Source organism: Arthrobacter sp. ISL-48 (assembly GCF_018613805.1).
GTDB lineage: Bacteria > Actinomycetota > Actinomycetes > Actinomycetales > Micrococcaceae > Arthrobacter.
On the sequence record NZ_JAGGPL010000003.1, the window covers coordinates 245,295 to 265,949 of the forward strand.

The 20,655-nt window shown below is 63.6% G+C and carries 25 protein-coding genes and 1 pseudogene; 8 read left to right on the forward strand and 18 right to left on the reverse strand.

Annotated elements, in window-relative coordinates:
* Positions 1 to 19 precede the first annotated feature (19 nt).
* The 5 genes from pgsA to J7E83_RS04940 form a co-directional block, all read right to left on the reverse strand.
* Positions 20 to 643, reverse strand: a complete 624-nt coding sequence (gene pgsA, locus J7E83_RS04920) for a phosphatidylinositol phosphate synthase (protein WP_214959616.1) — start codon at positions 641 to 643, stop codon at positions 20 to 22.
* Complete coding sequence (locus J7E83_RS04925; protein ID WP_214959618.1) at positions 633 to 1,220, reverse strand: HIT domain-containing protein; 588 nt, start codon at positions 1,218 to 1,220, stop codon at positions 633 to 635. The genes pgsA and J7E83_RS04925 overlap by 11 nt, the downstream gene beginning before the upstream one ends.
* Positions 1,221 to 1,240: 20 nt before the next feature.
* Positions 1,241 to 3,247 (reverse strand): threonine--tRNA ligase, encoded by a 2,007-nt coding sequence (gene thrS, locus J7E83_RS04930; protein ID WP_214959620.1) that lies wholly within the window; start codon positions 3,245 to 3,247, stop codon positions 1,241 to 1,243.
* Between the two features lie 115 nt (positions 3,248 to 3,362).
* Positions 3,363 to 6,851, reverse strand: coding sequence for a DNA polymerase III subunit alpha (locus J7E83_RS04935; RefSeq protein WP_214959622.1), 3,489 nt, complete (start codon positions 6,849 to 6,851; stop codon positions 3,363 to 3,365).
* Positions 6,848 to 7,186: a DUF6504 family protein gene (locus J7E83_RS04940; protein WP_214959624.1), complete on the reverse strand. Its 339-nt coding sequence runs from the start codon at positions 7,184 to 7,186 to the stop codon at positions 6,848 to 6,850. Before J7E83_RS04940 ends, J7E83_RS04935 begins: the two co-directional genes overlap by 4 nt.
* Positions 7,187 to 7,352: 166 nt before the next feature.
* Here J7E83_RS04940 and J7E83_RS04945 point away from each other — a divergent pair, with 166 nt between their 5' ends.
* Positions 7,353 to 7,742 carry a hypothetical protein gene (locus J7E83_RS04945; RefSeq protein WP_214959626.1) on the forward strand — a complete coding sequence of 130 codons (390 nt, stop codon included), beginning with the start codon at positions 7,353 to 7,355 and terminating at the stop codon, positions 7,740 to 7,742.
* A gap of 43 nt (positions 7,743 to 7,785) precedes the next feature.
* Here J7E83_RS04945 and J7E83_RS04950 read toward each other — a convergent pair whose 3' ends face one another.
* Positions 7,786 to 8,109, reverse strand: a complete 324-nt coding sequence (locus tag J7E83_RS04950) for a chorismate mutase (RefSeq protein WP_214959628.1) — start codon at positions 8,107 to 8,109, stop codon at positions 7,786 to 7,788.
* Between the two features lie 16 nt (positions 8,110 to 8,125).
* Here J7E83_RS04950 and J7E83_RS04955 point away from each other — a divergent pair, with 16 nt between their 5' ends.
* Positions 8,126 to 8,548, forward strand: a complete 423-nt coding sequence (locus J7E83_RS04955) for a VOC family protein (protein ID WP_214959630.1) — start codon at positions 8,126 to 8,128, stop codon at positions 8,546 to 8,548.
* A 27-nt stretch (positions 8,549 to 8,575) separates the two neighbouring features.
* Here J7E83_RS04955 and J7E83_RS04960 read toward each other — a convergent pair whose 3' ends face one another.
* The gene (locus J7E83_RS04960) at positions 8,576 to 9,325 is read right to left on the reverse strand and encodes an SOS response-associated peptidase (RefSeq protein ID WP_214959631.1); all 750 of its coding nucleotides are present in this window, start codon (positions 9,323 to 9,325) and stop codon (positions 8,576 to 8,578) included.
* Positions 9,326 to 9,488: 163 nt separating this feature from the next.
* Between J7E83_RS04960 and J7E83_RS04965 the strand changes: the two genes are divergently transcribed.
* Positions 9,489 to 9,746 carry a mycoredoxin gene (locus J7E83_RS04965; RefSeq protein ID WP_214959633.1) on the forward strand — a complete coding sequence of 86 codons (258 nt, stop codon included), beginning with the start codon at positions 9,489 to 9,491 and terminating at the stop codon, positions 9,744 to 9,746.
* Positions 9,747 to 9,767: 21 nt separating this feature from the next.
* On the opposite strand, the gene J7E83_RS04970 is transcribed toward J7E83_RS04965, so the two are convergent.
* Entirely contained in the window at positions 9,768 to 10,535 is a 768-nt protein-coding gene (locus tag J7E83_RS04970; RefSeq protein WP_214960960.1) for a lipoyl protein ligase domain-containing protein, read from the reverse strand.
* A gap of 122 nt (positions 10,536 to 10,657) precedes the next feature.
* On the reverse strand, positions 10,658 to 11,461 hold the full coding sequence (locus tag J7E83_RS04975) for a thioesterase family protein (RefSeq protein WP_214959635.1): 804 nt from the start codon (positions 11,459 to 11,461) through the stop codon (positions 10,658 to 10,660).
* A 160-nt stretch (positions 11,462 to 11,621) separates the two neighbouring features.
* On the opposite strand from J7E83_RS04975, the gene J7E83_RS04980 reads away from it, so the two are divergent.
* Positions 11,622 to 12,299, forward strand: coding sequence for an endonuclease/exonuclease/phosphatase family protein (locus J7E83_RS04980; protein WP_214959637.1), 678 nt, complete (start codon positions 11,622 to 11,624; stop codon positions 12,297 to 12,299).
* Here J7E83_RS04980 and J7E83_RS04985 read toward each other — a convergent pair.
* Positions 12,293 to 12,875 (reverse strand): annotated as a pseudogene (locus tag J7E83_RS04985) (NUDIX domain-containing protein). The gene J7E83_RS04980 and the pseudogene J7E83_RS04985 sit on opposite strands and share 7 nt — an antisense overlap.
* Positions 12,876 to 12,933: 58 nt before the next feature.
* Positions 12,934 to 13,125 (reverse strand): DUF1918 domain-containing protein, encoded by a 192-nt coding sequence (locus tag J7E83_RS04990; RefSeq protein ID WP_214959639.1) that lies wholly within the window; start codon positions 13,123 to 13,125, stop codon positions 12,934 to 12,936.
* Between the two features lie 71 nt (positions 13,126 to 13,196).
* Here J7E83_RS04990 and J7E83_RS04995 point away from each other — a divergent pair, with 71 nt between their 5' ends.
* On the forward strand, positions 13,197 to 13,703 hold the full coding sequence (locus J7E83_RS04995) for a metallophosphoesterase (protein ID WP_214959641.1): 507 nt from the start codon (positions 13,197 to 13,199) through the stop codon (positions 13,701 to 13,703).
* Between the two features lie 139 nt (positions 13,704 to 13,842).
* Positions 13,843 to 14,736, forward strand: coding sequence for a glucose 1-dehydrogenase (locus J7E83_RS05000; protein WP_214959643.1), 894 nt, complete (start codon positions 13,843 to 13,845; stop codon positions 14,734 to 14,736).
* Between the two features lie 80 nt (positions 14,737 to 14,816).
* Here the strand turns inward: J7E83_RS05000 and J7E83_RS05005 are convergent, their stop codons facing one another.
* From J7E83_RS05005 to J7E83_RS05030, 6 genes are all read right to left on the reverse strand, one after another.
* Positions 14,817 to 15,257: a DUF1810 domain-containing protein gene (locus tag J7E83_RS05005; protein ID WP_214959645.1), complete on the reverse strand. Its 441-nt coding sequence runs from the start codon at positions 15,255 to 15,257 to the stop codon at positions 14,817 to 14,819.
* A 15-nt stretch (positions 15,258 to 15,272) separates the two neighbouring features.
* Positions 15,273 to 15,800, reverse strand: coding sequence for a DNA alkylation repair protein (locus tag J7E83_RS05010; protein WP_214959647.1), 528 nt, complete (start codon positions 15,798 to 15,800; stop codon positions 15,273 to 15,275).
* 7 nt (positions 15,801 to 15,807) lie between these two features.
* Positions 15,808 to 16,170 (reverse strand): TraR/DksA C4-type zinc finger protein, encoded by a 363-nt coding sequence (locus J7E83_RS05015; RefSeq protein ID WP_214959649.1) that lies wholly within the window; start codon positions 16,168 to 16,170, stop codon positions 15,808 to 15,810.
* 122 nt (positions 16,171 to 16,292) lie between these two features.
* Entirely contained in the window at positions 16,293 to 17,579 is a 1,287-nt protein-coding gene (locus J7E83_RS05020) for a lytic transglycosylase domain-containing protein (RefSeq protein ID WP_214959651.1), read from the reverse strand.
* A gap of 105 nt (positions 17,580 to 17,684) precedes the next feature.
* Complete coding sequence (locus J7E83_RS05025; protein WP_214959653.1) at positions 17,685 to 18,131, reverse strand: nuclear transport factor 2 family protein; 447 nt, start codon at positions 18,129 to 18,131, stop codon at positions 17,685 to 17,687.
* Positions 18,132 to 18,153: 22 nt separating this feature from the next.
* On the reverse strand, positions 18,154 to 18,672 hold the full coding sequence (locus J7E83_RS05030) for a putative immunity protein (RefSeq protein ID WP_214959655.1): 519 nt from the start codon (positions 18,670 to 18,672) through the stop codon (positions 18,154 to 18,156).
* An 84-nt stretch (positions 18,673 to 18,756) separates the two neighbouring features.
* Here J7E83_RS05030 and J7E83_RS05035 point away from each other — a divergent pair, with 84 nt between their 5' ends.
* Complete coding sequence (locus tag J7E83_RS05035; RefSeq protein ID WP_214959657.1) at positions 18,757 to 19,473, forward strand: DJ-1/PfpI family protein; 717 nt, start codon at positions 18,757 to 18,759, stop codon at positions 19,471 to 19,473.
* A gap of 72 nt (positions 19,474 to 19,545) precedes the next feature.
* Entirely contained in the window at positions 19,546 to 20,214 is a 669-nt protein-coding gene (locus J7E83_RS05040; RefSeq protein ID WP_214959659.1) for an HAD family hydrolase, read from the forward strand.
* A 19-nt stretch (positions 20,215 to 20,233) separates the two neighbouring features.
* On the opposite strand, the gene J7E83_RS05045 is transcribed toward J7E83_RS05040, so the two are convergent.
* On the reverse strand, positions 20,234 to 20,629 hold the full coding sequence (locus J7E83_RS05045) for a GNAT family N-acetyltransferase (protein WP_214959662.1): 396 nt from the start codon (positions 20,627 to 20,629) through the stop codon (positions 20,234 to 20,236).
* Positions 20,630 to 20,655 lie beyond the last annotated feature (26 nt).

Sequence of the window (20,655 nt, forward strand, 5' to 3'; positions counted from 1 at the left end):
CAGCAGGCTTAATTCAGGATTATTCGGATGCGGCAGCTTCGGCAAGGGCTTGGCGGCGGACGGACAGCACCCGCTGGACCACCGTGACCAGGCTGGCCAGGGCGAGGAGCCCGAGCGTCACCAGCAGGACGATTCCAGGAAGTCCAAGGCCGGTAAATCCTGTGACCACCAGGACCGAGACGAGCCGCTCGGCGCGTTCGGCGATGCCCACGTTGGCAGTGAACCCGAGCGACTCGGCTTTGGCCCGGGCGTAGGAAACCACCATGCCCAGGACCAGGCAGAGCAGGGCAGTTACGGCAATGGCAAAATGGGCACCACCGGTGAAGAACCAGATGGCCAGGCCAGCAAACAGGGCACCGTCGGCGATCCTGTCGAGCGTGGAGTCCAGGAAGTTACCCCACCGCCCACCGGCGTCGCGCATCCGTGCCATGATGCCATCCAGCACGTCTGAAAAGATGAAAGCCGTAATGAACAGTGTCCCCCACCAGAGGTGGCCGAGGGGGTAGAAGACCAGGGCGCCGACAACCACCCCGGCTGTACCGATGACCGTGACGGCATCAGGGGAAACACCGATCTTCAGGAGCCAGCGGGCGAGCGGGGTGAACAACGCGGTGAAAAATCCGCGGGCGTGCCTATTCAGCATCCGTCTCCCCGGGCCACGCCTGTGCAACCTGTTGGCGGACCTCATCCAGCGTCTGCGTGATGGCCTTGGTCTGGGCGATGATGGGGAAGAAGTTGCCGTCGCCGCCCCACCGCGGAACGATGTGCTGATGCAGGTGCGCTGCAATCCCTGCCCCACCCACCACACCCTGGTTCATACCCAAGTTGAAACCGCCCGGGTTCGCAACCTTACGAAGGACCTTCATGGCCGTCTGCGTCAGCTCTGCGAACTCCGCGGTCTCCTCCAGAGTAAGGTCCGTGTAATCGGGCACATGCCGGTACGGGCAGACCAGCAGGTGGCCCGGGTTGTACGGGAACAGGTTCAGCACCACGTAGCAAGTCTTCCCCCGGTGGACGATGAGGGCATCTTCATCAGTCCTGGCTGGGCCCACACAGAACGGGCAGTCGTCCTCGTCCTTGAACTGGTGCTGTCCGCCCTTGATGTAGGCCATCCGATGCGGAGTCCACAGGCGCTGGAAGGCATCCGGGACACCCGCGAGATCGAAATCATCGGTCACGCCGGCATCACCTGGATATCCTCCGCCTGTGTTCTCCTGCACCGTGTCTATATCCGTTTCCGCTAGCTGGTCCGGTTGCGGACGGCTTCGGTAATCCGCTTGACCGCTTCTGCCACGGGCACTCCGTTGTCCTGGCTGCCGTCGCGGAAGCGGAATGACACTGCGCCGGCCTCGGCGTCGTCACCGCCTGCGATCAGCACAAACGGGATCTTGTTCTTGCTGGCGGTGCGGATCTTCTTGGGGAACCTGTCCGAAGTAGTGTCCACCTCGGCGCGGATGCCCGCCGCCTTGAGCTGGTCCACGACGTCGAACACGTACTCATTGAACGTTTCGGCCACCGGGATGCCCACCACCTGAACAGGGGCAAGCCACGCAGGGAACGCGCCGGCGTAGTGCTCGGTGAGCACGCCCATGAACCGCTCGATGGAGCCGAACAGGGCACGGTGGATCATCACGGGCCGCTGACGGGTGCCGTCCGCCGCTTGGAACTCCAGTTCGAACCGTTCGGGGAGGTTGAAGTCCAGCTGGATGGTGGACATCTGCCAGGTGCGGCCAAGGGCGTCCTTGGCCTGGACCGAGATCTTCGGTCCATAGAAGGCGGCTCCGCCTGGATCCGGGACGAGTTCCAGCCCGGATTCGTGGGCCACCTCGGCGAGGGTCGTGGTGGCCTCTTCCCAGGCGGCGTCGTCACCGACGTACTTCTCGGGGTCCTTGGTGGACAGCTCCAGGTAAAAGTCGTTCAGGCCATAGTCCTGCAGCAGGCCAAGGACGAAGGTGAGCGTCTTGGTGAGCTCGTCCTTCATCTGCTCCCGGGTGCAGTAGATGTGGGCGTCGTCCTGGGTCATGCCGCGGACCCGGGTCAGGCCGTGAACCACACCGGATTTCTCATACCGGTAAACCGATCCGAATTCGAAGAGGCGCAGCGGGAGTTCGCGGTAGGAGCGGCCGCGGGAACGGAAGATCAGGTTGTGCATGGGGCAGTTCATCGGCTTGAGGTAATAGTCCTGGGCGGGCTTGCGGACAGTACCGTCAGCGTTGAGTTCCTCATCCACCCGCATTGGGGGGAACATGCCGTCCTTGTACCAGTCAAGGTGGCCCGAGACCTCGTACAGGTGACCCTTGGTGATGTGGGGTGTGTAGACGAACTCGTAGCCGGCGTCGACGTGGCGCTGGCGCGAGTAGTCCTCCATTTCCTTGCGGATGATTCCGCCCTTGGGGTGGAAGACGGGCAGGCCTGAGCCAAGCTCGTCGGGGAACGAGAACAGGTCCAGCTCCACGCCAAGCTTGCGGTGATCGCGCCGTTCTGCTTCGGCGAGGCGTTCCTGATAAGCCTTCAGTTCGTCCTTGGTGGGCCAGGCGGTGCCGTAGATGCGCTGCAGCTGCTGGTTTTTCTGGTTGCCCAGCCAGTAGGCGGAGGACGAACGCGTCAGTGCGAACGCATTGGAGATGAGCTTGGTGTTGGGCAGGTGAGGGCCGCGGCAGAGGTCGCACCAGACGCTGTCACCGCTCTTACGGTCCACGTTGTCGTAGATGGTGATGTCCCCGGCGCCCACCTCGACGTTGACTCCTTCGCCGGCGTCGGCGTCGTTCTTCTTTCCTAACAGCTCCAGCTTGTAGGGCTCGTCCTTCATGGCTTCGCGGGCTTCATCCTCGCTGACCACGCGGCGGACGAATTTCTGGTTCTGGTTGATGATCTTAAGCATCATCTTTTCCAGGGTCTTGAGGTCCTCGGGGGTGAACGGTTCAGCGACATCGAAATCGAAGTAGAAGCCGTCTGTGATGTACGGACCGATGCCCAGCTTGGCATCCGGGCGCAGTTGCTGCACCGCCTGGGCCATGACGTGGGCGGTGGAGTGGCGGAGCACGTTCAGGCCGTCGGGCGAACCGATGGTGACAGCCTGGATTTCGGCACCCTCGGGCAGCTCCTGGTCCAGGTCCTTGAGTTCGCCGTTGACGCGGGCCACGACAACGTCGCGGCGCTCAAAGTAGAGTTCCGCACCGGTTGTCCCGGTAGTCACCTTGGTCTCTTCGCCGTCGACGATGAGGGTGATCTGCTGGGCATCTGACACGGGTGTCTCCTATTCAAAGTTAAGGCTTCATAGCTTGTGGCATACGGGGACCACAGCCAGCCATCGTCAATGCTATCGGTTTCGCGGGAGGCCGACCAACGGGGCCCGGGTGTGCTCAGCCGCCCATTCCGGTAATGGCAAGGCTCCGGCTGATTCCGTCCAGCGGGTGCGGGACGTCCGCATTCTCCGGCCCGGGCTGCGGGAAGGGCAGGGTTTCGATGCGGCTCAGGTCCCAGGCCATGTTTGCGCTCAGGCTGATTCCCCTGGGACCGGTCCGCCGCGTGGTGCCCCGGATCAACAGGAGCCGGGTTCCGAACAGCAGCAGTCCTGCCTGTTCCTGGGCCTCATGGAAGAAGACGGAGTCGACGCAGCCCGTGCCGTCGTCGATGCTGATAAAGACCACCCGCCGCCCGCCCCGCATGGGCGGGGTCTGGGTAGCGATGCGCACCCCGGCGACCAGGACCTCAGTTCCATTGCGCAGGCCCAGCAGTTTATCTGCAGTGGTGACCCCCAGCCTGTCCAGCAGGGGGCGGTGGCTGTCCATCAGGTGCCCGCTGACGTCAATGGCCATCAGATCCAGTTCCGCCCTGACGTTTTCCACCAGGGTTGGCGCGGGAAGGCCCGGCTTGACGTTCCGCAGTTCCACGTCCCCCAGCGGCAATGCCAGCTGCCCCTCCATGACCTCGGGACCCTTCCTGGTGCTTCCCGTGGCCTGGAGCCTTTGCAGGTGCTGGACGAGATCCGCCCTATTGGCCGCACCGCCCGACTCCCGGTGGAGGGAATCAAAGGCACCCAGCTGGGCCAGCCTCTTGATACTGGGCTTGCTCAGCCTGGATCGTGCCCGGAGATCCGCCAAAGAGTCATAGGGCTGGCCAGCGACAATCCGTTTCAGCTCGGCGGCGGACATCCCATAGATCCCGTTGAGGCTCAGCCTGATCCCCAGCTTGCCGCGGTCCTGCCCATCCGCAACCCGCTCCACCCGATATTCCGCCTGGCTGCGGTTGATGTCCAGGGGCAGGATGGGGATGCCCAACCTGCGGGCCTCGGCCACCAGGAGCCTCTTGGGATACATGCCGGGATCGTGCTCCCACAAGCCCGCCAGGAAAGCCTCGGGATGGTGCGCCTTGAGCCAGGCCGACTGGTAGGTGGGTACGGCGAATGCCGCCCCGTGTGCCTTGCAGAAGCCAAAACTGGCGAAGGACTTCAGGGTCCCCCAGACCTTGTCCACCACGTCAGGCGCATAGCCTTTGGCCCGGGCTTCCTTGCGGAAGTACTCCTCTACTTGCGGCTCGAGAGCTTCATTGCCGAGAATGCGGCGGAATTCGTCCGCACGCGCCAGGCCGCAGCCTGTCATGACGTCGAAGGTCTTCAGGATCTGTTCATGGAAAACGGTGACCCCATGCGTTTCCTGCAGCACGGGTTTCAGGTCTGGGTGCGGATAGACCTCCGGCGCGAAACCGTGGCGGTGCTCCAGGAAAGGCCGCACCATGTCCGATTTCATGGGCCCCGGCCGGAACAGCGAAATATCGATAATGAGGTCATTGAAGTCACGGGGTGCCATCTTGCCAACCAGCTCACGCTGGCCCGGGGACTCGATCTGGAAACAGCCCAGGGTATGGGTGCTCCGGATCAGCTCATAGGTTGGTTCATCATCAAGCGGCACAGCATTGAGGTCGATGTGGCCGTTCTCGGCGATGTAGTCCGGTCCCGTGCCATAGGGGCCCGCGGGGTGGTCACCTGCAGCAACCACTTCTGCTTTGGAGGGGTGGATCCGGATGACTTCCCTGACAGCAAAGGCCATGGCACTCTGCATTCGCACTCCAAGGACATCGAGCTTGAGCATGCCCATCGGATCCATGTCGTGTTTGTCGAACTGGCTCATGGGCAGCCCAAGTCCGCTCGGCTGCACAGGGGTCCGGTCAAGCAGGGTGGCATCGCCCAGGATCACTCCGCAGGGGTGCATGGAAATGTGCCGGGGCAGCCGGTCAAGGCGTTCGGTGAGGTCCACGAGCAGGTCCAGCTGCTGGTTTTCAGTGAAATCGCGCTGTTCCACCCGCCCGGCGAACTCCCGCAGCTCTGGCTTTTCCGCCAATGCTTCGCGGAACTTCCTGGCCGAAAAACGCCACAGTTGCTTGGCGATTTCGCCCACATCGCCTTCATCCATGCCCAGAGCCATCCCGGCATCCCGGACGGCCCCGCGGGCGCGGTAGCCGTTCTGCATGCTCATGAGCGTGACCCGCTCGGCGCCGAACCGGTCAAAGATCTTCCGATAGACGTTGTGCCGTTCGGCGCTTTCGACATCGATGTCGATGTCAGGCAAGGTGGCCCGGTCCCGGGAAAGGAAACGTTCGAAGATGAGGTCGTGCTGCAGGGGGTTCACCTGGCTGACATCAATCAGGTAGTTGACCAGGCTGGAAGCGCCGGAACCGCGGGCTGCGGCGCGGACCCCCATGTCGATGATCATTCTTGAGACTTCCGCCACTGTGAGGAAGTAGGAGGAGAATCCCAGGTTCCGGATGATTCCCAGTTCGTGGCTGAGTCGCTGGCGCATCTCCTTTTCGGCGGTACCGGAAATCCCCGGGAACCGCCTGCCTATCCCGGCCTCGCAGCGCTGCACCAATTCAACCTGAGGGTCCTGGCTGATGCCGATCACCGATGCTTCAGGGACCACCGGCTGCTTCCAGCCCATATCCGCGACAGGATCGATCCGGCAGAGGTCCGCGAGCGCCTCGGTCTGTGCCATCAGCTGCTTAAGGTCGGCGGCACCATACCCTGCGGCACTGATGATTTCCCTTCCCAGCTGGAGCATCTGCCCGGATGATTTCAGCCAGCCCTGGCCGTTGGGCTGGAGGAGGGGTTCGGCGGCGAGTTCCGGGAGTGACTTCAGCGTCCGGGCCGAATCCAGCACGTCTGCTGTGGCGGCACCGTCCTCTGCGCAGTACCGGACAGCGTTGGTGAGTACGGCCGGAACCCGATGTTCTTCCGCGAGTTTAAGCATGCGCACTGCATGGGCCGTGCTCAGGGGCGCGCCTGGTGCGCTGAGCTGGGAGACAATTTCAGCCACCACAGTCCCTGCTGGCATGACATCAAGCCAGCGTTTGAAGAGGGTGCGGGGTCGCAGGTAGCGCCGTCCGCCCAGTGCCTGTCCGACGTCGGAATCAGGTCCGATCAGGACTGTCAGTACGGGTTTAAGGGTGCGTGGATCAAGGGTCCGTGAGGCGAGTTCGGCCCGGGTTACTGCCACGGGGACCGCTCCCCCGGCTTTGCCGGAAGTGCGGGCATGGGCATCGGAAACGAGCCGGCACAGGGCGCGGTAACCGGCTCCCTGGTTGTTGCCTCGAGCGAGCACCACCACACGGCCAGCGAGCTGGGTGCGGTGGTCGCCGTCGTCGTCGAAGACTGCGAGGTCAACCCCCACTATGGGGTCTATTCGGGCAGCCGTGCACGCTTTAAGGTGTTTGATGGTGCCGTACAGCCCGTCCCTGTCTGTGCATGCGAGCGCTGTGGCGCTATCCGCTGCGGCGACCTGGGCGAGCTCATCGGGCCAGGAAACGCCGTAGTGGGCGCTGAAGGCAGTGGATACGTGGAGGTGCGTGAAAGTCATGCTGTTCTGGGCTTGAGTGCGTCGTGGATCCGCAGGAGCCTCCAGCGGTCACTGCCGATATGCCTGGTCAGGTCCAGGGTGAGCGGCTCTTGGGTGGCACCGTTGGAACCCCGGGGATTATCCGCAGCGAGAACCTGCACCCGCCAGATCTCGTGGTCCACCAGCCCGGGCCCGCTTCCCAGGGGTGCGCGGCTTTCCTCCACCCACCACTGCCGGCGTTCGTACCACCTCACAGGCTCCGCACACACGGTGTAGCGGCGACCGGCCCATTGAAGCTCCAGAGGCTGGCCGGAAGCGGTGCAGACGACGTCCACGGACTCGCTGAACATGCCCATGGGCGCCTCCCGAACAGGACTGAAACACTTGCTGAATCCATGCTGAGCCGTTAGCCGCAAACACCGATTGTTCGAATACATATTCGAACAGTTCCAGTCTACGCCGCTGCCATGACAAAACCTAGAAGGGGTGGACGGACTGGACGGCAGGGAGCAGGATTGTGCCATGAGTACCCATGACGCACTCCTCAAGCACGTAAGCATCAAGGCCCAGGATTCAACCCTCGTGGCCACCTTCGATATCGAGGGCAACATCCCGGGGGCCGGTGCATACGTGGTGGGGCTTGTGGCGGCCAGCCCTGACTATTCGTCACAAAGACGATTAGGCATTGAGTTCATGAATGGGGAGGCGATTGCCTTCTACTCATTCAGCCATGAACAAGGCACTGAAGAAAACTACGATCTCAGCGGGGTTTCGCACTCCGGCAACACGATCACGGGTAACTTTCCCACTGCAGCGATCCATGGGCTGGGCAAGGGGCATGTGATGTCGGCCTTCAGCGAGGCCGACGGCCGGGAATTCCAGTCCGGCGTCGCCGTCGAGGAAGCGCTGTAAGGAAGCACTGTAGCGAAGCACCGCAAGGAAGCGGCGCTACAGCTCAGCTGTTCTGTTTGTGGACCTTAAGCTCGAGTTCAATGAAGCCCGAGATCATTGCCCGATAGGTGGACTCCACGATGTCCGGATCGATGTCCTTCTTTTCAGCAGCCGAACGGACGTGGTCGATGATCCTTTCCACCCGGCCGGGGGCGCGGACTTCCGCGTCGTCGCCCTTAAGGGTTCCAGCGATCCGGATCAGCCGTTCGCGCCGAGCTATGAGGGTGACGATCTGGTCATCCACCTCGTCGACCGCGATCCGGACGGCAGCGAGCTGTTCCTTGTCCGCCAGAGCGTCCCTGTCGTTTCCTTGAATTGTCGCCATCATCTGACAGTATCGAAGCATGCAGCCCCGAGTCGACTTTTTGTCATTAGGTGTACGCAGCGTTGCCGTCTCCCGCCGCTTCTATGCGGAGGGTCTCGGCTGGCCCATCCACCGCGAGTTTCCCGGCGACGTCGTGTTCATCCAGGTCAACCATGGCCTGATGTTGTCCCTCTGGGACGCCGGCCAGATGCAGGCGGAGGCGGGCGTCAGTCCTCCCGGCGCGGTGCCCTGCATCACCCTCAGCCAGAACCTGGGAAGCACCGATGAGGTGGACAGGGTCATGGCGGAAGCCGCAGCCGCGGGGGCGGTCATCGTTGCCGAGCCTGTCACCCAGCCATGGGGCGGGTACAGCGGCTATTTTGCCGACCCGGACGGCTTCCGCTGGGAGATTGCCTACAACCCCACCTGGGCAGTGGACGACGCCGGCAAGGTCACCGTCTAGGCGCCGGTTCGGCTTCCGCAGCGTCTGCTAGAAGAGTGCCTCCACGGGCTGGATCAGTTCCGGTCCGTTGTTGCGTACGTTACCCACGTCTTTGCCCACGGAGTCCACGCGCCAGTCCGAGGCGACATCCTTGACCCCGGACCGCACCATATCCACCAGCCCGGCGGCGTCGTCCACCTGCGGGTCGAGCCAGGCCTGCATGGTGGCCTTGTCCATGGGCAGGGGAACACGGTCATGCAGGGCGGTCAGCTTGCCGAACACCGTGGATTCCGAGCCGGCAGGGGGCGTGTCTGTTGTCAGGATGGACGTGGAGAGCATCCACTGGCCGGGCTCCCCCGCAGGGACGGACGGATCTTTCCACCACTCGTAGAGGCCGGCGAAAACCAAACCGCTTCCGTTGCCCGGATGGACGTAGTAGGGCTGCTTGGTCTTGCCGGCACCCTGCTTCCATTCGTAGTAACCGTCCGCCGGGACGGCGCATCTCCGCGATTGGATGGCCTTGCGGAACGCCGGCTTTTCGAGCACCGTCTCACTGCGGGCGTTGATCATCCTGGGTCCGATGCCGGGGTCCTTGGCCCAGGAGGGCACCAGCCCCCATCGGGCCACATGCAGCTGCCGCACTGTCGTGTCATCGATCAGCCGCTCCAGGACAATGGGCACGTCATCCGTAGGCGCCACGTTCCACGATGGCGGAATCTGCACCTCTTCCTCGAGCCGGGCATCAAACTCAGCCAACAGGTCCCCCACGGCCCGTGCCATCACATAGCGTCCACACATGGCTCCAGCATGCCATCGCCGTCTACCGGTGTCACCCGACATCTTCCGGAGCCTCACAGAGACGCGTCATCCTTCGACGGATGCCGCCACCGGGTCCTGGGAATACTGGCCGGCAGGTTACCGTTGATGGGAACGAACCCCCTCACAGCTTTAGGAGAGCTCCGTGGACTTTACCCCCGAATCCGGCACTATCACCATGTTTTCCACCACCTGGTGCGGCTACTGCAACCGGCTGAAGAAGCAGCTGGATGCCCAGGGCATCGGCTACACGGAAATCAACATCGAGGAAGTCGATGGGACTGCCGAACTCGTGGAGCAGATCAACGGCGGCAACCGCACCGTCCCCACGGTGCTTTTCCCGGACGGTACCGCCGCCACCAACCCCTCGGCCGCCGAGGTCAAGTCGCGCCTCGCTGCATAACGAGGACAGGCGGCGGGCAGATTAAGCCTTCACGCTCTCGAAGCCGGCATAGCTGCCGAACTCGGCGTACTGGAGCGAGGCGTGGGCCGCGTAGGTGGCAAGCACTGCACCCTCGATCGCTTTGACATCCAGGCCGGGTACCAGATCGTCGACGGCCCCGGCGGTCGAGGGATCCCAGTCAAGGCCCAGGGCTTCGTAGCTGTCGGTCAGCACGCTGCGGATCGGCGCAGAATTCTCCACGACGATGACCGAGCTGAACAGCCAACCCCCGGCCACGACCCGCTGTGCCGTACCAATGAGCTTCACCTGGTGCCGGGCGTCCCCCGTGCCTGTGCCATGGACGCTGAATTCGCCGGGGCAGTACTCGCCCGGAATTTCGCCGACGGCTGCCTGCACGCCCGCACTCCGAAGGGCTTCGGCCAGGAGTTCACCAAAGAAACCGAACCTGCCCTTTGATCCGGCAATGGCGTCCGTGTGGGGCTCCACATGGTCAACAACCAGCGTGCCCTCGTGGTATGCAGCAGCGCGCCCCCCGGCCTTGCGGACCAGGGGTTCAAAGCCGTGGACACGGCAAGCTTCGGCGGCCGCTTCGAATCCCGGCAGCCGGGCGTCCCGCTGGCCAAAGGCCACCGTGGGCTTCGGCCGGTACAGCCGCAGGGTGGGGCCGATCCTGCCGGTTTTTGCCTGTGCCAGCAGCCCAAGCCCGAATTCAAGGTCCCGTGCCGCACCAAGGGACCGCTCCTGCCGCACCACGGTAAGAGTCCGGAGTCCGCCCTCGGCGTCCTGCATATTCGTGAGCTCCCTTATGGTCATGGTGCAATTCCTCGCTGTCCCGGCCTCGATGTAGTCGAGCCAAACCTAGGTTACGCCTTGGTCTTCCAGGTCATAACCTTCAACGTTGTGACCAAGCGTCAGGATTCTCGCAGCGTCAGGATCTGTTCGGCGCGCCCAAAAGGTCCTTGAAGGTCGTGCAGGACAGTGGAGGTGAGGCCGATACCGTCGGCCCCGAAGGAAACGGCGTTGTCCAGTCCAAGCCATTCGCCTTCTGGCCGGCGGTGCATGTGGATTTGAAGGTCAAGGTTGGGGAATGCATAGCTGCCCTTCCCTGGAGGGACCCGGGCAGCGATCCCATTCGCGGTGTCCACCAGCCCCACCAGGCGGGCAAGATCGCCGCTGTCTGCGCTGTCTGTGAGCGGGTGCTCAGTGCGCAGCCAGACCTTCCCGGCGCCTGGCCGGTGTCCCTCCGCAACGCGCATTTCCAGGGACCGGATGTAACCGCCCGGCCAGACGCTGGCGCCGTCGTACGGCTTGCATTCGTCAGGTGCCGGAATGGCGGCGTCCTCGACGGCGGCGACTGCGCTGGTGTCGCTGGTGACCATGCGCCAGGCAGTGGCGCGGATAGCCACCCTGCCATTGGCAACAAGTTCCGCCTGCAGCAGCTCGATAGTCCGGCCAGGACGGAGGGTGGTGGTTTCGATATGGAACTCACCGCCGGGGATCAGGCCCAGGATCTCGAAACTCAGGCGCGCCATCCGCATGTCCGCGCGGGGCTGGTGCCGCTCAAGACTGTCCACCATCAGGCCCGAGGCCGGCGCCATGTGCTGTTCGTGCTCGTTCCAGGCGCCCTGGGCATGGACGGTGGAACGGAAACGGCCGCCGCCCAGCGACTGATAGTAGAAGTTGCCTTCGGCAAGTTCGGGCAGTTCTGCGGTCATGGTGGCCCCTCCGGTGGTTCTGGGTGAATCGGGATTAACTCTAACCTTTGGCTCGGGACGCGTTGCTCTGGACCGGCGAAATGTTGGAGCCCGGCGCCGGCTATCTGGGTAGACTCAGGAACTGGTCCTGTCAGCAACCCTCGGAAGAGGTGCTCAACCGATGCGCGTCATCAGCTACAACCTTCGCAAGCACAAGGCGAGCGGGGAGCTCCTTGCCCTTGCCCAGAATTTCGAGATCGACGCCCTGTGCCTGCAGGAGGTGGACTCCAGCGATCTGCCGGAGACCCTTGGGCCGCTGCACCTTGCGGACACCACCAAGGGAAACCGCCTGGGACTCGCCATCTACTACCGCTCCAGCCGTTTTACGGCCATGGACACCCAGTCCTTCGCGTTGAAGAAGTCTTTGCATGACAGGGTGCTGGCCCCAGCCCACGAGCGCCTCATCGGGACACGTGTGATGGACAACGAAACGGAGCACGAGCTGGTGATCGGATCCTTCCACGCCGCACCACTGACCGCCTCCAATTCCCTGCGGCGGAAGCAGATCCATGCAGCCCACGCCGAGCTGCTGAGCATGGGAAGCGGCCTCATGACCCTCATGGTGGGCGACTTCAACTACCCGTTCTTCACCAAGAACCTCGATGAGCACATGAAGAACTCGGGGTACGCCCTGACTCTCAGCGACCGCCGCACGTACACCCGCTACAAGGTGTTTAAGGGACACTTCGATTTCGCGACCTCGCTGGGCCTGGACATTGAAAGCGTGGAGACCCTGCCCAGGGGCGAGTCGGACCACCTGCCCATCCTGGTCAGCGCGGAGTACGGCAAGGACTACTGACCGCCGCTTCCACTGCCTGGCGCCGTCCTGGGGCGAATTGTACTCTCTGTGAGGTCCAGCATCCGCTGACGCAGCCCAGGCCACGCGGCTGCGAACCCAGGATGCAGTTCCTTGCGGTCCACCTCGGGCAGCGGAACCCACTGCAGCTCAATGCTTTCCGGATCACTGATAACGGGATCAAAAGGCTCCAGGACCAGCAGGACAACTGTGGTGTAGGACCAGTACTGGACGTCCAGGACAGAAGTGAACACGACGCTCACGTTCTCCGCGGGTACCGCGGCTTCCTCGTAGGCTTCCCGGAGCGCACCCGTGACGGCATCCTCGCCCTGGTGCAGGGCACCGCCGGGCAATCCCCAGGTTCCGCCATTGTGGCTCCAGACCGCGCTGCTGCAGGAGCACTCCCTTGTCCGGATCGTAGGCGAGGACACCGGCTGCGCCGAACCTGCCCCAGAACCGCCCCCGCTCCCCTTCCACCCAGGCGTCGCCGGGATCCCGCGGCCCCGTGCGGACCGGCGGAGCGTGGCCTGCGTTTCGATGGTCCGCATCGGGGGACGTGGCTGCCAAGGATTGATCCATCGGTCCAGTCTGACAGGCGCAGGGGTGCACATGCGAGGTCAGCGGCGCGTCGCCCGCACTAACCCGTGCGCCCGCGTTCGACGGCGAAATCACCGCCGGGATACATGATGGTCTCGTGCCCGTCATCGAAGCGCACAAGATAGGGCGGGGCACCAGCCTGGCCCCGGACTTCAACGATCACCCCGTGCCGGTCTGACGATTCGACGGTCCTTCCCCGAACGATGATCCGGTCGCCCTGCGTTGCCTCCATGGCAATCACCTCCAGCCCCAGAGTACGACTCGGGCAGGCGCGCGAACAGGGGCGCGTGACAGGATGCAGCTATGCCGTTGCGCCTCCTGCTGATCTCAGACACCCACGTCCCGACCCGTGCCCGCATCCTTCCTGCACAGGTGTGGACCGCCGTCGAAAACGCGGACGTTGTGTTCCATGCCGGTGACTGGGTGACGGCGGACCTCCTGGACGAGTTCGAGCGGCGAAGCCGGCGGCTGGTGGCCGTCTTCGGCAACAATGACGGGCCGGACCTGAGGCGCCGCCTTACCGAAAACGTGGCTGTGACGCTGCACGGGATGAACTTCGCCATGGTGCATGAAACAGGCCCGGCAAAGGTCAGGGAAGAGCGCTGCGATGAAGCATTTCCAGACGCCGATGTTCTGGTCTTCGGACACAGCCACATCCCCTGGGACACCACCTCGGCACGTGGGCTGCGGCTGCTGAACCCCGGCTCCCCTACCGACCGCCGGCGCCAGCCTGTCTGCACCTACATGACCGCGGTGGTGGATGCCGGCCAGCTGCTGAACGTCGAACTCGTGGAAGTCCGGAAGGACTGACCACTGGTTTGGCAGGGGCCTTTACCATTGCCTAGGCTGGAACCCTAAGCATGCTTAGCTTTTGGGCTGGTGAGGTATCCATGCTCGCCCAAACGAACCATCTGCCCGTGTTTCCACCACATTTACCAGGAGGACCACCATGACGGACCAGTACACCTTTCGGAACCCTGTGACCGCCTACGCGAAGATCTCGCCGCCGGAGCAGCACCAGCCCGAACCGGGCCTGGACGCGGAGCTGGAGCCGAGGGCCGACCTGGGTGAGGAAACCTACCGCGGCACTGGGCGGCTTGAAGGCCGCAAAGCCATCGTGACCGGCGCCGACTCCGGTATTGGGGCAGCCACGGCCATCGCCTTCGCACGCGAGGGCGCCGACGTCGTCCTGTCCTACCTTCCGGAAGAGGAGGAGGACGCCTCCCGCATCGCAGGCCTGATTGAGGCGGCCGGCCGCAAGGCCGTCAAGGTGCCCGGCGACCTCAAGGATCCCGCAGCCTGCCGCGACCTCGTGGACACCGCCGTCGCGGTCCTGGGCGGGGTGGACATCCTGGTCAACAACGCCGGAAAGCAGGTGGCCCAGGAGGACCTTACGGAAATCACCGATGAGCAGTTCGACCACACGGTGAAGACCAATGTCTACGCCATGTTCTGGCTCACGAAGGCCGCAGTCCCGCACTTGCCCGCGGGATCGGCCATCATCAACACCACGTCCATCCAGGCATACAACCCCTCGCCCACGCTCCTGGACTATGCCACTACCAAGGCCAGCATCAACAATTTCACCAAGGGCCTGGCCCAGCAGCTGGCTCCGAAGGGGATCCGCGTCAATGCCGTGGCACCGGGTCCTGTCTGGACGCCGCTGCAGGTCAGCAGCGGCCAGCCGAAGGAGCAACTGCCGGAATTCGGGCAGTCAACTCCCCTGGGCCGTGCCGGCCAGCCGGCCGAGCTCGCCCCGGCCTATGTGTTCCTTGCGTCCGCCGAATCCAGCTACGTGGTGGGTGAAACTCTGAACGTCAACGGCGGAAACCCCACACCGTAGCGGCTGCAGGACAGCAGAAGCCGGACGGCGTTGGCCGCTTTATCGGAACGGCCCCCGTCGTCGTCGTTCTGGTCAGTCCTTCAGCCCTTGTCCGAGAGCAGCAGCGATTCGGTTGCGGTATCAGGCTGGCCGTCAAAGAACTGATCCAGGACCTCGCGGAAAATCCTTTCCTCCGGGGCCGCGTGCAGGAACAGCGTCATGGAAGAATGCAGCTTCCTCGCGTCTATGCCGCCGAGGATGTCGGTGGCCGGACGGCCCGTGTGGGTCGCAACAGCAGCGCCGCATTCGAGCAGCCGGGGACCAAGCAGCTCGTGCTTCAGGTAGGCCTGCGCTTCGGCCATTGATCTGATGGCATACAGCCGGGACGTGGGGCTCTGCCCCAGCCCGGAGATCTGCGGAAAGATGAACCACATCCAGTGCCCCGCCTTGTTTCCGCGCTGAAGTTCTGCCAGGGCCTGATCGTAGGTTCCGCCGCTCTCCTGGGCGCTGACGAACCGATTGAGGTTGTAGGGGTCGTGCATATCGATCTCCTCTTCCTACGCTGTCCGGGTTGTGTCCTCAGAGGTGAGGGACGCGGCATGGCGAACCCAATCGTCAGGGTCCTGGTGCCAGCGGGAGATCACGGCGTCTGCGCGCTGCCGGTCCCTGACGCCCAGCGCATTCAGCAGCGGAACCACGACGTCGGCGATGAGCGGGTCCACCAGCTCACTTGTGTGCGCGGACCGGATGAAACCCTCGATCCTGGTCAGGTCAGAGTGCCGCAGGAGGGCCACCCGGGACTGCAGCAGGACGACGGCGGCCAGGCGGCGTTCGTAAACCGGCTTCCTGCCGGGGTGCGGCCGGCCCCAGAGCTCCGAGGCAAGGGCGGTTACTTCGTCATGGCCAAGGTCCTTGAACTTCCTGCCGGCATCGCGGACTGTGCCTCGCACCGCTCCCACCGACGCACCGTAGGAGGTCAGGACGCCACCCATCCGCGACTCCACATCTTCGGCCCGGTACCAGGCGCCTTCGTTCTGCAGGGTGGTGTCAATGAAGAGTGCAACATCCCGGATGTCACGGTCCATATGGGCGCTACCGTCCCTGCTGTCCGGCGGCGGCGTGGGCTATGCAAAACGGGGTCCACGGACGCGCTTCCAGCCGGCCTTCCGCAATTGGCTCCCCGCACACGTTGCACGTCCCGTAGGTGCCGTCGGCGATCCTGTCCAGGGCCGCTTCCACCTGGGCAAGGCCCAAAGTGCTCTGCTCAAGCAGTGCCGATGCCTGCGAGAGTTCAAAGGCAATGGTGGAGCCTTCCGGGTCGTGTTCATCGTCCACATTGGAGCCCTGGCGGGCTGCGCTGGCGGATGAGATGTCAGCACGGAGCGCGGGAAGCAGGGCCAGTTTCCGCTCCCGCTCTTCTTCAAGCAGGAGGCGGAACCGCTCAAAATCAGCCATAGGGAAAGCCTAGCGCGGTTGCTCGCGGCGCCCGTTTTTGCGGGCTGGTGGCAACGGCGTGGGATGGGCCAATGATCCGAATCCCTACCGCGTCGGTACTGGTTGCCTCAGTAGCAGTTGCCTCAGTACCAGTTGTTGGCCACTTCATGGTTCCAGGCGCCGCATGGGGAGCCGTACCGGTCCGCGATGTAGCTGAGGCCCCAATTTACCTGCGTACGGTAGTTGGTCAGCCAGTCGCTGCCGGCGCTGGCATACTTGCCCGCCGGAAGCGCCTGGGCGATTCCATATGCGCCGGAGGACGGGTTGGTGGCCGTGGTCAGCCAGCTCGACTCCTGCGTCCAGAGCCTCACAAGGCATGGGAACTGGTCTTGGCCCCAGCCGTAGGCGGACAACTGGCCGGAGGCATAGCTTTTGGCCCCGGCAGGATCGTTGACTGCGCCTCCGGGAACAGACGGCACGACGACGGGTGGCTGGGCCGGCGTCGGCCCCGGGCCGGGTGCTGCGGGTCCGGGGACCGGGCTACCAGGGGCGGGATTCGCCGGTGCCCGCGCGGCGGCCAGGGCTGCAGCCTTGGCCGCTTCGGCCTGCTGGCGTGCCTGCGCCTCTGCCGCGGCGCGCTTGGCAGCCTGGGCTGACTCATAGGCGGCGAGGGCGGCCTGGCCTTGCTGGTACTGGCCTTCAACCGCTGCAGTTGTTCCCTTGAGGGACGCCAGCTGTGCCGTAAGATCCTGACTGTGCTGCTGTTGCTCTGCGATCTGCTGGGCCATGGCCTGCTGGGCGGCCTGGGCGGCTTCCAGCTTGGCTTTCGCTTCGCCCGACAACCGCTCACGTTCTGCTTTGGCCGATTTTTCCTGGTCGGCGAGTGATTGGGAGGACTTCTCTGCTGCTGCTGACTTGTTGACGAGGGCGGCCGTTTTGTCGCTGACGATCTGGACGATGTTGAGGCCCTGGATGCTGTTGGTCTGCACTGCGTCGAGGGCAACGAAGAAACCCATGTTGGTCCCGCCGGTCTTGTAGGACTGCGCGGCGAGGGCACCGATTTCCTTTTTGTACTGACCCAGTTCAGTGTTGGCGCGCGCGGTTTGCGCCGTCAGGACGTCCACTTTGGCGCTTGCAGCCTCGAGGGCCGACTCGGCGACGGCATAGTCGGCAGCCGACTTGACCGCGGCAGTGCCCAGCGCCTCAGCCTGCGTCTGGAGTCCGCTCAGAAGGTCGCCGATTTTGGTGATCTCTGCGGCCTTGCTTGCCTCGCTCTGCTGGGCATTCTGCACGTCCTGCCAGGAGGGATAACCGCTCGGCGGGGCATCGTCGTCGGCGTTTGCCGGCAGCAGTGAGGCGGAACTTGCCAAGACAATTGCCAGCGCTCCAGCAATAACGGGGAGTTTCGGATTGAAACCAAACCAGGACATAGTTTGTGAGCTTACCGGGCGATCCTGGATTTCGCTGTCGGAAAAGCGAACGAAAGGCCGGGATGGCTGCCGTCTATTTGTTTGTGCCGGGCCAGGTTAGCTAAATCATTTGCCCTGGTCGTTTTCCTTGCCTTGTGAGGGGTTGCTTTGTGGGCGGCGTCCGGACAGTGACTCCACCGCTTGTTCTATATCAACCCATTCCTGCTCGACGTCCTCCAGGTACAGGCGGCCAGCAGTGATCAGGCCGTCCGCTACCTGGAAAAGGGCAACGCCTCGCATATGGAATGGTTCACCGTCGCTGCGGTTGCCGGACCAGTCCCATTCGATCCAGGTGGTATCCCCGTCGTCCACGGAGCGGATCACTTCTGACGTGAAGTCGGGAATTCCGGCGAACATCGCGGCCCAATTCGCATGCATTTGTGCCCGACCAGTAAAAGCCCGTCCCGGATGGGCGGGCTGCTGGCTGCGGTAGTCCTCGTGGAACAGCACCGCGGCCGCTTCGAGATCACGCGCGTTCAGCGCTGCAGCCAACCGATCTATTACTTCGCTCATCAGGTCCCCCTACTGTCAGTGGTCAGTCGTCGAAGGCGTTCCAGCAGATCGCGCTTCGACGCCGCTGGTCATCTAGGACCAACTCCCTAACCTCCATGGGAATTCTTTCTCGCTGCCAGTCCCGTTCCCGGACGCGTGCTGATTCTGTCTCACTCGCGACGGCGGAAGCAGCGGCTGCCCTGATCGCGTATGCGCCAGCTCCCAGGTCGTGGGCTGCGACATGTGCGACCGCCACCGCTTGCCCGGCCGCAAGAGCGGCGAACTCCGCCGGGCCGGGCAGTCCACGAGCGGCGGCACTCGCCACGAAAGCGGTCCGGTGCGCATCACGCATGCGCACCTCGCCGCGGATCCAGGCACGACCGACGCCGATAGCGTCACGTGGGCGGGTGTCATGTGGCTGCTCCTGCTCGAAGAGATGCAGGACGTGTTCGGCGCATACGGCTGCCCACTCCGCGAGCAGCCGATGGTGCTCATCTGTTAATGTTCCGCCGCGGCGCACGGTGATCAGTCGCGGGTCACGTTCGGCTGGCAGGATCGGCATGAATTCATTCTTTCCCATATTCCGGACGGATCGCCAGGTCCAGTCCGTCCGAGGTGCCGCCGGCAGCTCGTATAGTCTGAAAACATGCCGTCTCGTCCACTGAGAATCGTTGTCCTCCTTTTTCCCAGGGTCACCCAGCTGGACTTCACGGGGCCCGCTCAAGTTTTCTCCAAATTCCCGGACACCGAAGTTCACCTCGCTTGGCATAACCTGGATCCTGTCCCCACCGATGCCGGCTGGTGCATCGTGCCGACTACAACCCTTGACGAGTGCCCCCAGGCAGACATCCTCTTTGTTCCCGGAGGCGCAGGAGCGTTCGACATGTTCGACGACCCCAACGCCCTGGCGTTTCTCCGGACCCAGGGCCGGAAAGCCCGTTGGATTACTTCCGTCTGCACGGGATCATTCACCCTTGCAGCGGCCGGACTCCTCACCGGTTACCGAGCCACCAGCCACTGGGCTTCCCTGCAGATGCTCGAACACTTCGGCGTCCATCCGACCCCTGAAAGAGTTGTCCGCGACAGAAACCGGATTACAGGTGCCTGGGTTACCTCGGGGATTGATTTTGCCTTCACGCTGGCGGCGGAACTCTTTGGTGACGACGAAGCCCGGAGGATTCAGCTGGCCATCGAATATGACCCGGAACCCCCGTTTGACCACGGCTCACCATGCAAGGCAGACCCCGAAGAAGTAAAGAGCATCGTCGCCGCCACTGAAAACCTCCGCATGGCCCAGGTCCGAAGGTCTTCCAGCGCCCTGGCCGACGCGCAGCATCTCTCCGGGCTTGCCCGGTTCACATAGAGGACGAACCGACTGCAACCCTAGCCGGGTGCAAGGCAAATCCCTGGAACTGGGATGACTAAACTCTCACTCATGCCCCTCCTCCTTCTGGACTTGGACAATACTCTCGTTGATCGTGCCTCAGCCTTCCGCCGCTGGGCTGGAGAGTTCGCGGCCAGGCACGGGACCGGAGCCGAGACGGAGGTGGACTGGCTCGTGGCTGCTGACGCCGACGGCTACGAACCCCGGGCCCGGCTCTCAGCCCGCATACGCCATCGATTCACGCTTGGGGCGTCGGCGCGCAGCGAGCTTGAGGACGCCCTGCGCTGGGGCATGGCAGACCACCTGGAGCCGGACCCGACTATCGTTCAGGCTCTGGCTTCTGCCAGAAAAGACGGGTGGCTCCCCTTCGTCATAACGAATGGAACAGTGGAGCAACAAGAACGGAAACTCCGGGTTAGCGGTCTCGACCGGGAAGTCGCCGGTTGGGTCATCTCCGAATCAGCCGGAACGAAGAAGCCAGAGGCCGGCATCTTCTTCGCCGCGGCGAGTGCGGCTGGCTCAACGCTCGAAGGGGCTTGGATGATCGGCGACTCTCCGGGCGCCGATATTCAAGGCGCCCACTCCCTTGGCATCATGAGCGTCTGGTTGCACCGCGGCCGCACCTGGGATGATGCCTCGTTCTCGCCGACACTGACTGCCGGCAGCGTCGCAGCAGCCATTCAAGTTATTCCCATGCTGCCCCGGCCACTCGGCCGATGACATGCACCGTCATTTGCCCTCAGAGTGCCATGAGGCCGGCCGCTGTCGGTTGGAATCCGCACCGGGCGTAAAAACCTGCCAGGTGGGGCTCATAGTCGACATGGAGCCAGCTGGCTCCGCGTTCCCTGGCTTCGAATGCGGCCGCCTTGACCAGCTCGATGCCGAGGCCTCTCCGGCGGGCCTCGGGATGCACAGTCGTATCGAGGATGAACGCGTGTACGCCGCCGTCGCCCGCGACGTTGACGAACCCGACGAGCTGGCCGCGTACCCGCGCACCCACCCACAGGAGGCTCCGCGCGAGTACTGGAGCGAACGGCCTCATCTCGTGGTCGGGCCACGACGCTGCAAAAAGTTCGTTCAGTTCCTCGTCGCCGAGTTCGGGACACACTGCGAGGCGGGTGCTGTTGCTTGCCATTGGCCAATTATCCCGTGCCCCGGTTG

Coding starts and splice junctions, on each gene's coding strand:
- pgsA (WP_214959616.1), bottom strand. CDS start 643: ATGCTGAATAGGCACGCCCGCGGATTTTTCACCGCGTTGTTCACCCCG.
- J7E83_RS04935 (WP_214959622.1), bottom strand. CDS start 6,851: ATGACTTTCACGCACCTCCACGTATCCACTGCCTTCAGCGCCCACTAC.
- J7E83_RS04940 (WP_214959624.1), bottom strand. CDS start 7,186: ATGGGCATGTTCAGCGAGTCCGTGGACGTCGTCTGCACCGCTTCCGGC.
- J7E83_RS04945 (WP_214959626.1), top strand. CDS start 7,353: ATGAGTACCCATGACGCACTCCTCAAGCACGTAAGCATCAAGGCCCAG.
- J7E83_RS04950 (WP_214959628.1), bottom strand. CDS start 8,109: ATGATGGCGACAATTCAAGGAAACGACAGGGACGCTCTGGCGGACAAG.
- J7E83_RS04955 (WP_214959630.1), top strand. CDS start 8,126: ATGCAGCCCCGAGTCGACTTTTTGTCATTAGGTGTACGCAGCGTTGCC.
- J7E83_RS04960 (WP_214959631.1), bottom strand. CDS start 9,325: ATGTGTGGACGCTATGTGATGGCACGGGCCGTGGGGGACCTGTTGGCT.
- J7E83_RS04970 (WP_214960960.1), bottom strand. CDS start 10,535: ATGCAGGACGCCGAGGGCGGACTCCGGACTCTTACCGTGGTGCGGCAG.
- J7E83_RS04975 (WP_214959635.1), bottom strand. CDS start 11,461: ATGACCGCAGAACTGCCCGAACTTGCCGAAGGCAACTTCTACTATCAG.
- J7E83_RS04980 (WP_214959637.1), top strand. CDS start 11,622: ATGCGCGTCATCAGCTACAACCTTCGCAAGCACAAGGCGAGCGGGGAG.
- J7E83_RS04990 (WP_214959639.1), bottom strand. CDS start 13,125: ATGGAGGCAACGCAGGGCGACCGGATCATCGTTCGGGGAAGGACCGTC.
- J7E83_RS04995 (WP_214959641.1), top strand. CDS start 13,197: ATGCCGTTGCGCCTCCTGCTGATCTCAGACACCCACGTCCCGACCCGT.
- J7E83_RS05000 (WP_214959643.1), top strand. CDS start 13,843: ATGACGGACCAGTACACCTTTCGGAACCCTGTGACCGCCTACGCGAAG.
- J7E83_RS05005 (WP_214959645.1), bottom strand. CDS start 15,257: ATGCACGACCCCTACAACCTCAATCGGTTCGTCAGCGCCCAGGAGAGC.
- J7E83_RS05010 (WP_214959647.1), bottom strand. CDS start 15,800: ATGGACCGTGACATCCGGGATGTTGCACTCTTCATTGACACCACCCTG.
- J7E83_RS05015 (WP_214959649.1), bottom strand. CDS start 16,170: ATGGCTGATTTTGAGCGGTTCCGCCTCCTGCTTGAAGAAGAGCGGGAG.
- J7E83_RS05020 (WP_214959651.1), bottom strand. CDS start 17,579: ATGTCCTGGTTTGGTTTCAATCCGAAACTCCCCGTTATTGCTGGAGCG.
- J7E83_RS05025 (WP_214959653.1), bottom strand. CDS start 18,131: ATGAGCGAAGTAATAGATCGGTTGGCTGCAGCGCTGAACGCGCGTGAT.
- J7E83_RS05030 (WP_214959655.1), bottom strand. CDS start 18,672: ATGCCGATCCTGCCAGCCGAACGTGACCCGCGACTGATCACCGTGCGC.
- J7E83_RS05035 (WP_214959657.1), top strand. CDS start 18,757: ATGCCGTCTCGTCCACTGAGAATCGTTGTCCTCCTTTTTCCCAGGGTC.
- J7E83_RS05040 (WP_214959659.1), top strand. CDS start 19,546: ATGCCCCTCCTCCTTCTGGACTTGGACAATACTCTCGTTGATCGTGCC.
- J7E83_RS05045 (WP_214959662.1), bottom strand. CDS start 20,629: ATGGCAAGCAACAGCACCCGCCTCGCAGTGTGTCCCGAACTCGGCGAC.